Genomic DNA, 13,168 nt, shown 5'->3' with positions numbered 1-13,168 from the left:
GGAGTCACGCCTCCGTCGCGTCGCGGACGTCCGTGCCCTGCTCGGCGAACGCCTTGAAGTCGTTCATGTGCTGCCGTGACTGCCGGCGGAAGACACCGCGCAGGACGTGGCCCATCAGGCGCATCGGCACGCTGTCGAACCGGTACTCGTTCTCGCTCACCCAGAGCGTCGACTCGGGACCGGCCGCGGTCAGCCGCTCGCGCGCCGCGTTCCACATGCCCGGGGCGGTGATCTCGCGTTCGTAGTGGAGGACGCCGTCGGCCCGCTCCCGGCGCGTGATGGTCTCGGTGGCCTCCATCGTGTGCTGTCCCGTCCGCAGCACGACCCGCGACGTGGTGCCGACCTCCCCGTGCACGCCGTCCACGGGTTCGTGCAGCACCAGGCCCCGCAGCCACCGGGGCAGCTGCGCGGGATCGGCGAGCAGCGCGACGACCGTCTCCCGCGGCAGGGCGATCTCGATCGCGTCGGTGTACCTCATGGCGGGAGGCACGCTAGCGATCTCGACTATATAAGTGCAGACTTATTCCGACATCTCAGGCGATGTGGCGCCCCGAGATCGCGCGGGCGATGACGAGCTGCTGGATCTGCTCGGTGCCCTCGAAGATGTCGTAGATCTGTCAGCGGTCTTCACTGACCTGCATCACGGCGGAGCCGAACCCGTCTGACCAGCACCGATGGTCTCAGTACTTCTCAGCGCCACTCGGCCTCGCCTGACCTCTGACGGCCTGAGGACGGCCTGGCAGCCGCGAGACGCTAGCTTCCGCGTCGTTGAATAACAATCATGTAACTCTGCCGGGTGACACGCCTTGCGCGCGCTTGACAGGCGCGACGCGTGCGCGGAGGTTGTAGGCGTAGACCGAGCCCGGCATGTGCCGGAGGTAGGCCTACCGTCAAGGGGGCCCCTCGATGAGGGGCCCCCCTTTTATCTAGGCCAGACCACGATGCCGTCGGGACGGCTATTGGTGACCTCAACGAGTAGTCGGTCTCGAATTTCGGACCACATCTCAGCCGAGCAAACTGACGCCCTCTTGCCTTGAGGCGGGATGACGCGACGCGACGCGGCGTACGCACTCAAGTCAGCCATCTGGATAAAGTAGGAATGCTGCGAGTCCCGACTCACAGGGTCTTCAATCAGCAGGGGCGCCGAGACCGCCCTACTTTGAGCATCCCAGCTAATCCGGCGAAACCTCCGGTGAATCTTTCTAACCTCGTCATCCTGACCCCTATCGTGCACGACGATGATCGGGTGACCCATTGCTTCGGTCCTCATCCTGAGGCGTTGAAGAAGCCAAGTCCAGGTTCTGTCGTGAAGATCGAGGTCAGGATTTGTTACCTTCTCTTTCTGGATCACCACCGAAAACACACCAGATGAAACCACGCTCGTTAGGCGAAGGTGTCGCTGATAGATATCCCGCAGTTGACCGTCTCCGAGCCCTAGGTCTCTGAAGTGCTTCTTCACTCCGGCCAGCCACTCACCCTTGACCTCCTGCGCATGCCGAAGACCGTAGATTGATCGGAGATCGCGGCGAAGGTCCACCAGCATGTCGAGCCTCTGCGTCCAGTAATCTCCGGGTACCAGCACGCAACCGAGCGCAAAGGTCTTCGTGCCACCGCTTCCGAAAGCACCCGGGTCTCCAGAGTCGTCGACGTAAGCGAACTCGACCGACGGCTTGTCGTTCGATGAAAGTACCCGGTGCAAGAGTTCCGAGTCGAGCCGGCCAGAGGAAGACATGAGCCGGAGTCAACCACGGCCGTACGCGGCTTTGCCGTAAGACGCCCCAGCAGCAAGCAGGTGACTTGGCTACAAGCCGGCCCTGGCCCCGGCCCGCCGCAGCGGAGCGGTAGGCCAGGGCCGGAAGGCCAGGGGCCGGCGCGGCGCCGGAGGCGCCGCCTTGACTGATGAGAGGCCAACTCGGCAGTGGTTCAGGGACACTCGGGGGCCTCGCCGGGTATCGTGCCGATGTCGCATGATCTATCGCTGTCGGTGCCCTCATCTAGACTCGGAGTCGTCTCGGTTCGCAGAGAAGAGGGCGATGACGACCAACCCGTTCAGGCCAGAGCGTCCTAGATCGCCGGGAGAGCCCGTTCCCCCTCGCCGACCGCTGCCGCCCAGACCGACGCCACCATGGCCAGTAGCCAAGCCAAGGCAAGCAGCGAAGCGTCGCAAGTACAGGGGCGACATCGACCCGATGACGAGGCTGTTCCTTGCCCCGCCCGATCCGTACTCGTATCGCGGTCGAGCCGATGACGAGCCACCGTGGGAAGACGAGTACCAGAAGGCGAAGGAACAAGGCGCCCGATGGAGCAAGCGCTTCTTTCTTGCGGATGAGGTCAAACGGTGGCTGGACCGTTGCCCAGGAGTCGGGGCCCCTACCGCGGAAGCGTTTCGAGAGCACGGAATCGGTCCTCGTCTTGCCGCCACGCGTCTGTGGTACGGGAAAGTGAACCCGGGCCGACCCTCGCTCGCCGACCGGGTCACTCGTGGCGATCTTACCGCGGACTCTGCTGCGGAGGAGCTTCGGAAGGCCGGACTGTTGCGCTCAGATGACGAATGAAATCGGCGGAAAGGAAGCCTAGTCCGCGGCTACGCGCCGTACCGCGCGGGTCTCGGTCTGTCGGCCCCCGGTTAGGTGGCGGGGTGCTGCCCCCGCCACGCTCGGAGCTCCTCAGCACGGGCGTGGAGGCTCGCAGTCAAGAGCGGACGAAGTCCGTCGCGAAGCGATGCGAAGCACTCTTGATTGGGAGTCAGCCCGTGTGACGCTCCGGGGGCAGACAGAGCTACCGACGAAGTCGGGTCCACCTTTGTCCTTGGCCAGCGCGGCCTTGAGCGCGGAGTCATCATACGCTACGGAATCGACGGCAAGCTATTTATCTGAAGGAGCCAAATGGTAGGGGTCCAACCGCGCGGGGGCGACCTCAGAGTAAGTGGAATCAAGATTCCGCTCGACGGGTCCGATCCTCCGCCCGTGAAGATCACGCTTCGGACCGACATGTGGCCGCATTGGCTTCTTGTCGCGATATCAAACGCGGAGCTGGCGAATGAGGGTGCACACGCCGCGCGCGAGGAACAGACAAGCGACCACGAGCCGGATGGCGGCCTGGATGGCCTGACGCGCGAACTCCACCACAGTCTCCAAGCCGTCACTGCCTGTGCGTTTGCGACAGACTCGCTGTACGCGGCCGTCAAGGCTCGAGCACCAGCGCTGACGGTGGAAGCTACGTGGAGAAAGAAAAGAACGAAACGCACTGCACAGATCAGCGAGACGCTTCGACAGCATCTTGGCATCAAGCCAAAGCGTGCTGGCGAGGTGCGCCAGCACCTAGACACTCTGTTCAGGTATCGAGACTGGGCTGTTCACCCGGGTTCGAGATTCGTCGAACCCTACACGCGCAGCGACCTGCAAGTGGCATTGGATTGGCACTACTCGGCGTTTAGTGCGGTGAGTGCAGTGAACGTTACCATCGCGACGGTCGGTTTGTTTCGAGCACTTGTACCACTTGCGGAGACTGCAAAGCATCCAGAGCTGCGAGAATGGCACGCTGGGGCTGCCGACCACGTGGAACGAGTAAGGCAAACCATGCGGTCGAACTGCTGGGGCGACTATGCCGCAGGCAGCGATTAGGGGAGTCGCGGCACGTCGAGGTAGTCTTTGATCGGTGCGGCGCAACGGATTTCTTCCAGGTACTGGGTAGCTCTCGCAGCGTGCTCGGCCTCCAAGCGCAGCGCCCGGGGCTGTCGGCCCCGGCTAAGTCGCGGGGCCGACGTCGCGGCCATGCTTGGAGCGCAGGGACACGGACGACGAGGCTCGCGATCAGCCAGTCGGAGTCCGTTGCGTAGCGATGCGGAGCGCTCCTGATTGGGAGTCAGAGCCCATATGACGCTTTGGGGCGACAGTCTTCTCGATGAAGTCGGGTCCAATGTTCTTCGGCTCGGCCAGGCGCGGCGTTGAGGGCAAACCCAGCCGGAGGCTCAGACGAGGGCTGGCCCCGGGAACGGGGTGCCGTGCTCGAAGTAGGCGCCACTCGTGCCGCCTGTCAGGAGGGATCGCACTCGTCGGGCGAGACGTGGGATCAAGTAGTCGTCGAGCTGGTCGGCGGCGACCCACTCCCACCGGTCGAGCTCGGTGCCGTCGAGCTGGATGCGGGCCTCGTCGTCGCCGAGGGGACCGCAGTCGAAGACGAACAGGAGCTTGTCGCCCTCGCGCTCATTCGGCGCCCAGTCGACCGCAGCGAGCCGGCGCGGCTCTCGGTCGAGGGCTAGCTCCTCGCGAACCTCACGTTGACACGCGGCCGCGGGAGACTCACCGCGCTCGACGTACCCACCCGGGATGTCCCAGGTGTCCTTGTAGGTCGGGTGGACCAGTAGCGCCCGGCCGTCGGCGTCGACGAACAACGCCCCGGCGGCGACCCGTGGGGTGGCGAAGGTGTCCTCTGGTGCGGCCACGCCCCGAGGCTACTGGTGGACGTCAGGATGACGTCTGGCAGCGGTCAGGCGGCGAGTCGGAGCCGGTGTGCCAGCGCGCCCAGCTCGGTGGTGACCGTGCCGCGCGGATTCTTCATCCACGACAGGACGAGCTGGCGGCTGATGAAGTGGTGCCGAACCTGCTCGGGCGCCAACCGCTCAGCGTCGAGGACGGTGCTCAGCGCCTGGTCTCGACGGCCCGAGACCGACAGGGCGCGCGCGGTCTCCAGGGCGTGCCGGACGCGCCTCTCGGTCGGTAGCGCCGTGGTGTCGACGGTTGGCCCGAGGTCGGCGGCCACCTGGACGTCGCCGAGTTCCATCGCCGTCGCGACCCGGTGGATCGCGACGTTGGTCGGACCGAACGCGGTCCACATGTGGTTGGCGTCGCCGCCGAGATAGCCGGCTGCGCGGCGGGCCTGCTCGAGGAAGTCGCGGGTCATCGTCCGGTCGTCCATGCGCGACGACGCCATGGCGCCCGCCAGGAACAGCGAGCCGTAGACCGACCACAGGTTCGCGTCGGCGCCGCCGAGGGAGGTCGACAGGTAGTCCGATCCGTCCGCGGTGAGCTGGGCGGCAGCGTCGAAGCGACCGGTCGCGAGCAGCGAGTGGACCACCGACCGGAACAGTGACCCCATGACCGGCAGGCTCCCGGAGCGCTGCGCGGCGGCCAGGCCCCGATCGGCGGCCATCCACGCGAGGTCGCACTCACCGAGTTTGGTGAGGGTCGAGGCTGCGACCTGGTAGGCCAGCGCCAACATCGCGTGGGCGCGCTCGCCCTCGTCGCCCTCGTAGGTGTCCGCTGCGGTGAGCGCGTCGGTGAGCAGCAGCGGGACCCGGCTGGTGACGAACCCGAACCGCGACGCCTGGTAGGCGTCGAACACGGCCGCCACGTCCCGCTCCACGGACGCCATCGCGGGCGGCTCGCTCGCCGGTGCGGCCCGGCGGAGCACGGCGTTGAGCTGGCGGTAGTCCATGAGCGCGGTGCGCAGCGCTGGGACGGTGCTCGTGCCCGTCTCGGCGGTCCAGTCGAGGAGCGTGGGCTCCCCGAGGAGGTCTCCCAGCGAGACGTCGAGGACGTCCGCGAAGCGGCGGATGACCGAGAGCCGGTCCAGCTCGGCTCGGTTGTTCTCGATCTTGCCCAGCCAGTCCTCAGTGCGGCCGACGAGCCCGGCCACGACCTCCTGAGACAGGCCGCGACGACGGCGGTAGAAGGCCACGCGCTCGCCGATGGTCAGTGACTCGGTCATCCCTCGCATGGCAAGAACCTCCTCCCGCCCTCGCGGAGGACCCCGGAATTTTCTTCCGGGTCGAACGCCGGAACCGCTCTGACGCTAGCTGCAGACCCCGACACGCGGGGTCGGATTCAGCGAACTGGAGCAACAGAGATGGCGATCAAGCGGCGGCTTCGAGTCTCGATGGAGGACCTGTTCCCGCATGGGGCGTTCCTGACCGGCGACGTCGCGCCGGTCCGAGACTTCGACCGATCCACTCGTGAGCAGTTCGTCCAGATGGTCGACAAGGACACCGGCTTCCCGCTGTGGGAGGCGACAGGTCACGACCCCGATCCCGAGGCACGCAAGAACGACCGGCAGTTCACGATGAAGTTCGCGACCACCCACCAGCCGGTCCCACCCGAGGCGCTGCCCGGGCTGCCGTTCCGACCGGTGGAGTTCGAGGGCCTGGAGGTCACGCCCTACCTCGACAGCAACGGCCCCCGACCCAAGATCGCGTTCAGCCTGCGCGCCACCGGCATGCGCACGCCGACCCCGGGCGGACAGAACGGCCAGGCGCCGCAGGCCCGCCAGGCCAAGAACGGGGAGGCGGCCTGATGCGCACCCTGTCAGTCGGGATGAACCTCGCGGGTCGGGCCGAGGTGCATGTCCCCGAGGACATGCCGCCGATCCTGGACGTCATCGCCGATCAGCGGGTCGTGCTGACCCTGACCGCACGTCGATTCGACGAAGTCAGCGTCGAGGAGCTGGAAGCGGCCCGGTCGCTGCTCGCGGCGCTGGCGGTGTTCGTCGAGCACGCCGCCCACTGGCTACCGCCCACGACGGAGCGGGCGATCGGCGGTGCGGCATGAGCACCACCAGCAACGGCACCAAGAAGATCACTGAAGCGACCCCGACCCGTACCGCGCGCCGGCTGACCCGCGAGCGGCTGCGCGCCCTGGTCCGGGAGCTGGTCCTCGACGGGCACCCGGTGCCCGACTGGCACTCCCACGCCGCCTGCGCGGGGATGGACGAAGCCCTGTTCTTCCCGGTCGCCGACGGCGGACCTCTCGGGATCGAGCGGATCGAACAGGCCAAGCAGGTGTGTGTCGGCTGCCCGGTCCGCAACACCTGTCTCGCGGACACCATGGCCCGCGAGTCCCCGACCGCCCGCTACGGCGTCTTCGGCGGCCTCTCCGCGGGTGACCGGGGCCGGCTCTACACCGACCTGCGTACCCGAGCGTTCCCCCTCGACGACGCGAGCGACGAGTCAGGAGCAGTGGCGTGAGCCGCCCACCGGCCGGACCGCGCTGCGAGGTCTGCGCCGCCCGCCTCGACCCGAACACCCCGGCCAACCGGCCCCGGCGCTGCGCCGAGCACCTCGCGCAACAGGCCCTCTTCCCGCTCGCAGCCGTCCCCGGCCGACGTCGGTGCGGCCGCTCGGGGGCCGATGACCTCTCGCCCCGGCACGACCGCCACCACACGACCACCGGGCGCGGCCGCTCCGGAAGGACTGAGTTCTGATGCCGATCGGACACACGGTCGGGCGCGGCGCCACCATCCGGCGCCGCGCCGACGTCCAACCCACCCTCATCGAGCCCTCGCGCACTTTCCTCGGACGGCTGCGACGCCGCGGCCTGCTCGCCGTCGGGCGAATGTTCGTCCTGGTCGTGTGGGGCGCGGTCATGGCCGCATGGCTGCTGGCCTACGTCCCCGTCCTGGCCGCCGCCACTGCCCTGGTCGCGGTGGTGTGGTCAGTGCAGGGCCGCGGTGCCGGCCTGGCCGTGATCGCACTGGTCGGCGTGGCGTTCTACGCCTGGTCGCGCGCCCATCCCGAGACCTGGGAACGGTTCGTCGCGTCGCGGGTGTGGCGGTTCACCCGGCGCATCCGCTACCGCTGGGTCTGGCGAGACCTGCTCGCGGCCGCCGACGTCCGCGCCCGCGACGCCCACCACGTCATCCGGGTGCCGCGGCTGCTGTGGGTCCGTCTCGGGCGCCACGCCGACCTGCTCACCGTGCAGCTCTGCCCCGGGGTCACCCCCGAGCACCTGGAAGCGGCTGCCGACGCGCTGCGCGCCGAGTTCCGCGCGCTGGAGGTCCGCGTCCTGCCTCACCAGCGCCGCGGGTGGGTGTCGCTGCGGGTGATCTGCGCCGACACCCTGCTCGGCACCATCGCCCCGCCCATGGGGTCCGAGACCGAGCAGGCGCCCCATGGGGTGGACCTCACCGCGCTGCACCTCGGACGCCGCGAGGACGGCGAACCGTGGCTGCTGCGCCTGCTCGGGCGCCACCTGCTCGTGGCCGGCGCGACCGGAGCCGGCAAGTCCAGTGTCGTCGCCTCCCTGCTCGTGGCGCTCGCCCCGGCCATCAAGGCGGGGACGGTGCGGCTGATCGGGATCGACCCCAAGGGCGGCATGGAGTTCGGCCTCTACCGCGACCTGTTCCACCTGCTCGCCTGCGAGACCGAGGAGGACATGGTCCGCGCCCTGGAAGCCGCCGCCGACCTGGTCGCCGAGCGCGCCCGTTCCCTCGCGGGCGTCGTGCGCCTGCACACCCCCACGGTGGACGCCCCGCTCATCGTCGTCCTGGTCGACGAGATCGCTTCCCTGACCGCCTACATCAGCGACAAGGCGCTCAAGGAGCGCGCCAAGCAGGCGTTGGGACGGCTGCTCACGAAGGGCCGCGCGGTCGGGGTCTCGGTCGTCGGCTGTGTTCAGGACCCGCGCAAGGACGTTCTGGAGGTCCGGAACCTGTTCACCACCCGCATCGGGCTACGCCTGGCGGAGAAGACCGAGGTCCCGATGGTGCTCGGTGACGGTGCCCGCGAGCGCGGGGCGCTGTGCGACCGCATCCCGATGAGCACGCCGGGTGTCGGCTACCTCGTCGAGGACGGCTCCACCGTCGTCACCAAGGTCCGCGCCGCCTACGTCGACGACGAGCAACTGCGCTGGCTCGCCGCCACCTACCCGTCCCCGAGCCGCGAGGTGCTGCCCGAGGTCACCGACCTCCCCGACAAGCCGCGGCGCCGCAAACGCGCCGCCGGCGAGGATCGGGAGGCGTCGTGATGAGCAGCCACGAGCAGGACACCGCGGCGGCCGGGCCGACCCCGGTCGGGAAGCTCACCGGCCCGGTGATGCGCGAGGTCGCCCAGAGCGCCGCCGAGCAGGTCGGGGCCTGCATCCGCCCGCTCGCGGTCCGGCGGATCGACCGGGAGACCGGTGCCACGACCGTCGTCCCGATCCCGTGTGGGGCCACCCGCGCGTCGGTGTGCGGGCCCTGCGCGGAGCGGGCCCGGCGGTTGCGGATGTGGCAGGCCCAGCAGGGCTGGCACCTCGACACCGAACCCGAGACACCCACCGAGGAGCCCACGGTGCGGCAGCGGGCGCTGCTCGGTCAGCGGGCTGACCTCGAGCACGACCACGCCGCTGCGCTCGAGGCCGGCGAGATGGCCCGCGTCCTCGAGGTCGAAGCTGCCATCGAGCAGACCGACGAGATGCTCCGGGCCGAGGGCGTCCGCGGTGGCGACACCCGCGCCCGTGGCGAGGACAAGCCGAAGCGGCGTGCCCGCTCGACGAAGCGGCGTCAGGACGTGCCCGACCTGCCTCGGCTCCCGGTCCGGGCGACCACCACCGGGCGGGTGTTCGAGGCCCCCAACGGGCGCACCTTCCGGCCGTCCACGTTCGTCACCCTGACGCTGCCCTCCTACGGGCCGGTCCGGGCGCAGGACGGCGCCCCGAAGGACCCGACCCGCTACGACTACCGCCGGGCCGCCCGGGACGCGATCCACCTCGGGGAGCTGTTCGACCGCTTCGTGCAGAACCTCCGACGGGCGGTCGGGTGGAACGTGCAGTACTTCGCCGCTGTCGAACCCCAACGCCGCGGTGCCCCCCACCTGCACGCCGCCATCCGCGGCACCATTCCCCGCCGGCTCATCAAGCAGGTCGTGGCCGCGACCTATCACCAGGTGTGGTGGCCCGCCCATGACCAGCCGCTCTACACCGAGGACCACCCGCCGGTCTGGGACGAGACCCGCGACCCGGCCTGCTACGTCGACCCCGACAGTGGTCAGCCGCTCCGGACCTGGGAGCAGGCCCTCGACGCGCTCGACGACGACCCCGACGCTGCCCCGGCGCACGTCATCGAGTTCGGCACCCAGGTCGACATCCAGGGCGTTCTGTCGGGGACGGAGAAGTCGGACAAGGCGATCCGGTATCTGACCAAGTACCTGACCAAGAGCCTCGGCGAGACCGCCGAGCCCGAGACTCCCGCGGCCGCCGCGCATATGGACCGCCTGGTCGAAGCGCTGCGGTGGGAACCGTGCTCCGAGGCGTGCCCGAACTGGCTCCTGTATGGCGTCACCCCGGATAACCCGAGGCCCGGGATGGTGCCCGGCCAGTGCCGCGCCAAGGCCCACAAGCGCGAACACCTCGGCTACGGCGGCCGGCGCTGCCTGGTCTCCCGGAAGTGGTCCGGCAAGACCCTCACCGAGCACCGCGGCGAACGCCGCGACCACGTGCTCAAGGTCCTCGGCGCCGTCGGCGCCACCGCCGAGCACGACACCGAGGACGGCGACCTCGCCCGCTACGACTGGCAGCTCATCGGTCCCCGCGACCGTGATCAGCCGGACCGCTTGCAACTCCTGCTGCGCTCCATCGCCCAACGACGGCGGTGGCGCGAGCAGTACGACCAGGCCAAGACCGACATCAGCTCGGCAACTCGTGATCAAGGAGAAGCGGCGTGACAGCCAACGCGACGGAGGGCCTCTGGTCGGTCGACGACGTCTCGGCGTACCTGGGCATCCCCGTGAAGACGCTCTACCAGTGGAAGTGGCGCGGCGAGGGTCCGCCGGTGCGGAAGATCGGTCGCCACCTCCGGTACGCGCCTGACCAGGTCCGGGCCTGGGCGACCCAGCCGAAAGCGGCGTGATCGCCAATGGGCCACGTACAAGACCGTTGGTTCCGCACCGTGCGGGACGAGCTCACCGGCAAGCCCCAGCGAGAACGCACTGACCTGCACGGCACCGGGCTGCGCTACAAGGTCCGCTACGTCGATCCCGAGGGCCGGGAGCGGTCCAAGTCGTTCCCCGACCGCCGTAAGAAGGCGGCGGAGGACTTCCTCGGGGAGATGGAGTCCGGCGTCCGTGCGGGGACCTATCTCGACCCCGACGCCGGCAAGGTGCCCTTCCGCGAGTACGCGGAGAGCTGGGTCAAGGGGCAGTCCAGCGACGCGTCCTCGCGACAGTCGATCGAGAGCCGGCTGCGCAGCCAGCTCTACCCCTTCTTCGACCGGCGCCCGGTCGATGCCATCGGGCCGGCTCGCGTGCGTGACTGGCTCGCGTGGCTGGAGGAGCGCCGGCTCGACGGGACGTATCGAGCAGTCCTCTTCGACACCCTCTCCTCGATCATGAACGCCGCAGTCGAGGACAAGCTCATTCGTGACAATCCCTGTCAGGCACGGAGCATCAAGAAGCCCCGACGGTCCAGCCGGCGCGTCGTGCCGTGGCCCGTGGAACGAGTCCGCGCCGTGCAGGACGGGTTGGCCGAGCGGTGGCGTCTGGCGGCCGATGTCGGAGCCGGGCTCGGTATGCGCCAGGGCGAGGTGCTCGGCCTCTCGGCCGGTGACGTCGACACCGCTGAGGCCGTCGTCCATGTCGTTCGGCAATTGCGGATCATCCGCGGGCGGCTGGTCTTCGCCCCGCCCAAGGGCGGCAAGTCACGGACGGTCCCGCTGCCTGACGAGGTCCGCGCCGCCATCGCGACGCATCGCCGGTCGTTCTCCTCGCCACGGGTACGGCTGCCGTGGCTGGAACCCGGAGGACGCACCGTCGAGGTCGAGCTGCTGCTCTCGAACGAGCGCGGCGAGCCGCACTCGGGCGATCACTTCAACAAGGTGATGTGGCGCGGGGCGTTCCGGGGCGCCGGGCTCGCCTACGCACCGCGGACCGACGGCATGCACGCCCTTCGACACTTCTACGCCTCGACGCTCCTGGCCGGCGGCGTCTCCATCAAGGAGGTCGCCGAGTACCTCGGCCACGCCGACCCCGGCTTCACGCTCCGGACCTACACCCACCTCGTGCCGTCGAGCCACGCCCGTGCTCGGCAGGCCGTGGACGCGGTGCTCGGGGCCGGCGCCGATACCTCCGACGGCCTGAGGACGGCCTGATCATGAAGATGTCGACGGCAACCGGGCACCGAGGGCCACTCCTGGCCTGCACACGCGACGACGTTGGTCACGAGCACAGCCTTCGTGACCAGCGCCGATGCCGCCGCGGAGGGTCAGGCGATGTGCCGCCCGGAAATGGCGCGGGCGATGACGAGCTGCTGGATCTGCTCGGTGCCCTCGAAGATGTCGTAGATCTTCGAGTCGCGGTGCATCCGCTCGACGGGGTGCTCGCGGGAGTACCCGGCGCCGCCGAGAATCTGGATGGCGCGCTCGGTGGCCCACACGGCGACGCGACCCGCCTTGAGCTTGGACATCGAGCCCTCGCCGGCCTCGAACGCGACGTTGTTGCGCCCCATCCACGCGGCGCGCCACACGAGCATGCGGGCCGCGTCGATCTCGGTCTTCATGTCGGCGAGCGTGAAGGCGATCGACTGGTTGTCGATGATCGGGCGCCCGAAGGTGACGCGCTCCTTCGCGTAGTCCAGCGCGTACTCGTAGGCCGCCCGCGCGATCCCGATCGCCTGCGAGCCCACCGTCGGGCGGGACAGCTCGAAGGTCTGCATCGCCGACGAGCCCTTCGACTTCTGCCCTTCGCGGGCGCGCGCCAGGCGCTCGTCGAGCTTCTCCTTGCCGCCGAGCAGGCAGGAGCCCGGGACCTTGACGTCGTCGAGGAAGACGTCGGCGGTGTGCGACGCCCGCAGGCCCATCTTCTTGATCTTGCGGGTGGCCTCGAGGCCCGGCGTGTTCGGCGGGACGACGAACGCCGCCTGGCCGCGCGAGCCCAGCGTGGAGTCGACCACCGCCTGCACGACGTGGATGTTCGCGATGCCGCCGTTGGTCGCCCACGCCTTCGCGCCGGACAGCGTCCACTCGTCCTTCGCCTCGTCGTAGATCGCGCGGGTGCGCATCGCGGAGACGTCCGAGCCCGACTCGGGCTCCGACGAGCAGAACGCCGCGACCTTCACGTCGCCGGCGTCGCCGTAGCACTGCGGGATGAACTCGACCATCTGCTCGGGCGTGCCCGAGGCGAAGATGCCGGCGACGGCGAGGGTGGTCCCGAAGATCGCCATCCCGATGCCGCCGTCACCCCAGAACAGCTCCTCGTTGACGATGGGCAGGGACAGGCCCGTCTCGTCACCCCAGAAGCTGGCCAGGGTCTCGAAGTTGTACAGCTCGATCTTCGCGGCCTCCTGCAGGACCGGCCACGGCGTCTCCTCGCGCTCGTCCCACTCGGCGGCGGCCGGGCGGATGACGTCGGCGGCGAACCCGTGGGCCCAGTCGCGCAGGTCGGTGTGGTCCTCGGAGAGCTCCATGGAGAAGGTCATCGCGGGGC

13 protein-coding genes are annotated in these 13,168 nt (G+C 69.1%); 8 read left to right on the top strand and 5 right to left on the bottom strand.

Annotated features, from left to right (window positions below; genetic code table 11):
• Positions 1–4: 4 nt before the first annotated feature.
• Entirely contained in the window at positions 5–478 is a 474-nt protein-coding gene (locus WCD58_RS25645) for an SRPBCC family protein (RefSeq protein WP_337705929.1), read from the bottom strand.
• Positions 479–922: 444 nt separating this feature from the next.
• Positions 923–1,732: a DUF3800 domain-containing protein gene (locus WCD58_RS33740; protein ID WP_373696280.1), complete on the bottom strand. Its 810-nt coding sequence runs from the start codon at positions 1,730–1,732 to the stop codon at positions 923–925.
• 1,234 nt (positions 1,733–2,966) lie between these two features.
• Here WCD58_RS33740 and WCD58_RS25640 point away from each other — a divergent pair.
• On the top strand, positions 2,967–3,623 hold the full coding sequence (locus WCD58_RS25640) for a hypothetical protein (protein ID WP_337705928.1): 657 nt from the start codon (positions 2,967–2,969) through the stop codon (positions 3,621–3,623).
• 347 nt (positions 3,624–3,970) lie between these two features.
• On the opposite strand, the gene WCD58_RS25635 is transcribed toward WCD58_RS25640, so the two are convergent.
• Both WCD58_RS25635 and WCD58_RS25630 read right to left on the bottom strand, forming a co-directional pair.
• A complete protein-coding gene (locus WCD58_RS25635; RefSeq protein ID WP_337705927.1) occupies positions 3,971–4,444 on the bottom strand; it encodes an NUDIX domain-containing protein in 474 nt (157 codons plus the stop codon).
• A gap of 44 nt (positions 4,445–4,488) precedes the next feature.
• Positions 4,489–5,709, bottom strand: a complete 1,221-nt coding sequence (locus tag WCD58_RS25630; protein ID WP_337705926.1) for a helix-turn-helix domain-containing protein — start codon at positions 5,707–5,709, stop codon at positions 4,489–4,491.
• 138 nt (positions 5,710–5,847) lie between these two features.
• Between WCD58_RS25630 and WCD58_RS25625 the strand changes: the two genes are divergently transcribed.
• From WCD58_RS25625 to WCD58_RS25595, 7 genes are all read left to right on the top strand, one after another.
• Positions 5,848–6,291, top strand: a complete 444-nt coding sequence (locus tag WCD58_RS25625; protein ID WP_337705925.1) for a plasmid replication, integration and excision activator — start codon at positions 5,848–5,850, stop codon at positions 6,289–6,291.
• A 20-nt stretch (positions 6,292–6,311) separates the two neighbouring features.
• A complete protein-coding gene (locus WCD58_RS25620) occupies positions 6,312–6,545 on the top strand; it encodes a hypothetical protein (RefSeq protein WP_337705924.1) in 234 nt (77 codons plus the stop codon).
• Positions 6,542–6,961, top strand: coding sequence for a WhiB family transcriptional regulator (locus tag WCD58_RS25615; protein WP_337705923.1), 420 nt, complete (start codon positions 6,542–6,544; stop codon positions 6,959–6,961). Before WCD58_RS25620 ends, WCD58_RS25615 begins: the two co-directional genes overlap by 4 nt.
• A gap of 235 nt (positions 6,962–7,196) precedes the next feature.
• Positions 7,197–8,738, top strand: a complete 1,542-nt coding sequence (locus WCD58_RS25610; protein WP_337705922.1) for an FtsK/SpoIIIE domain-containing protein — start codon at positions 7,197–7,199, stop codon at positions 8,736–8,738.
• A complete protein-coding gene (locus WCD58_RS25605) occupies positions 8,738–10,414 on the top strand; it encodes a replication initiator (RefSeq protein WP_337705921.1) in 1,677 nt (558 codons plus the stop codon). Before WCD58_RS25610 ends, WCD58_RS25605 begins: the two co-directional genes overlap by 1 nt.
• On the top strand, positions 10,411–10,599 hold the full coding sequence (locus tag WCD58_RS25600) for a helix-turn-helix domain-containing protein (RefSeq protein ID WP_337705919.1): 189 nt from the start codon (positions 10,411–10,413) through the stop codon (positions 10,597–10,599). The genes WCD58_RS25605 and WCD58_RS25600 overlap by 4 nt, the downstream gene beginning before the upstream one ends.
• Before the next feature lie 39 nt (positions 10,600–10,638).
• Entirely contained in the window at positions 10,639–11,835 is a 1,197-nt protein-coding gene (locus WCD58_RS25595; protein WP_337705918.1) for a tyrosine-type recombinase/integrase, read from the top strand.
• Between the two features lie 113 nt (positions 11,836–11,948).
• On the opposite strand, the gene WCD58_RS25590 is transcribed toward WCD58_RS25595, so the two are convergent.
• Positions 11,949–13,160, bottom strand: coding sequence for an acyl-CoA dehydrogenase family protein (locus WCD58_RS25590; protein ID WP_337705917.1), 1,212 nt, complete (start codon positions 13,158–13,160; stop codon positions 11,949–11,951).
• Positions 13,161–13,168 lie beyond the last annotated feature (8 nt).

This window comes from Actinomycetospora flava, from assembly GCF_037400335.1.
Taxonomy (GTDB): Bacteria; Actinomycetota; Actinomycetes; order Mycobacteriales; family Pseudonocardiaceae; genus Actinomycetospora; species Actinomycetospora flava.
The sequence above is the reverse complement of the archived record's forward strand: the minus strand, read 5'-3'. Positions and strand labels throughout refer to the sequence as shown.

Bases quoted from the DNA above. Each gene is read 5' to 3' on its own strand.
- WCD58_RS25605 (WP_337705921.1), top strand. From the start codon at position 8,738: ATGAGCAGCCACGAGCAGGACACCGCGGCGGCCGGGCCGACCCCGGTC.
- WCD58_RS25625 (WP_337705925.1), top strand. From the start codon at position 5,848: ATGGCGATCAAGCGGCGGCTTCGAGTCTCGATGGAGGACCTGTTCCCG.
- WCD58_RS33740 (WP_373696280.1), bottom strand. From the start codon at position 1,732: ATGTCTTCCTCTGGCCGGCTCGACTCGGAACTCTTGCACCGGGTACTT.
- WCD58_RS25630 (WP_337705926.1), bottom strand. From the start codon at position 5,709: ATGACCGAGTCACTGACCATCGGCGAGCGCGTGGCCTTCTACCGCCGT.
- WCD58_RS25620 (WP_337705924.1), top strand. From the start codon at position 6,312: ATGAACCTCGCGGGTCGGGCCGAGGTGCATGTCCCCGAGGACATGCCG.
- WCD58_RS25610 (WP_337705922.1), top strand. From the start codon at position 7,197: ATGCCGATCGGACACACGGTCGGGCGCGGCGCCACCATCCGGCGCCGC.
- WCD58_RS25645 (WP_337705929.1), bottom strand. From the start codon at position 478: ATGAGGTACACCGACGCGATCGAGATCGCCCTGCCGCGGGAGACGGTC.
- WCD58_RS25615 (WP_337705923.1), top strand. From the start codon at position 6,542: ATGAGCACCACCAGCAACGGCACCAAGAAGATCACTGAAGCGACCCCG.
- WCD58_RS25590 (WP_337705917.1), bottom strand. From the start codon at position 13,160: ATGACCTTCTCCATGGAGCTCTCCGAGGACCACACCGACCTGCGCGAC.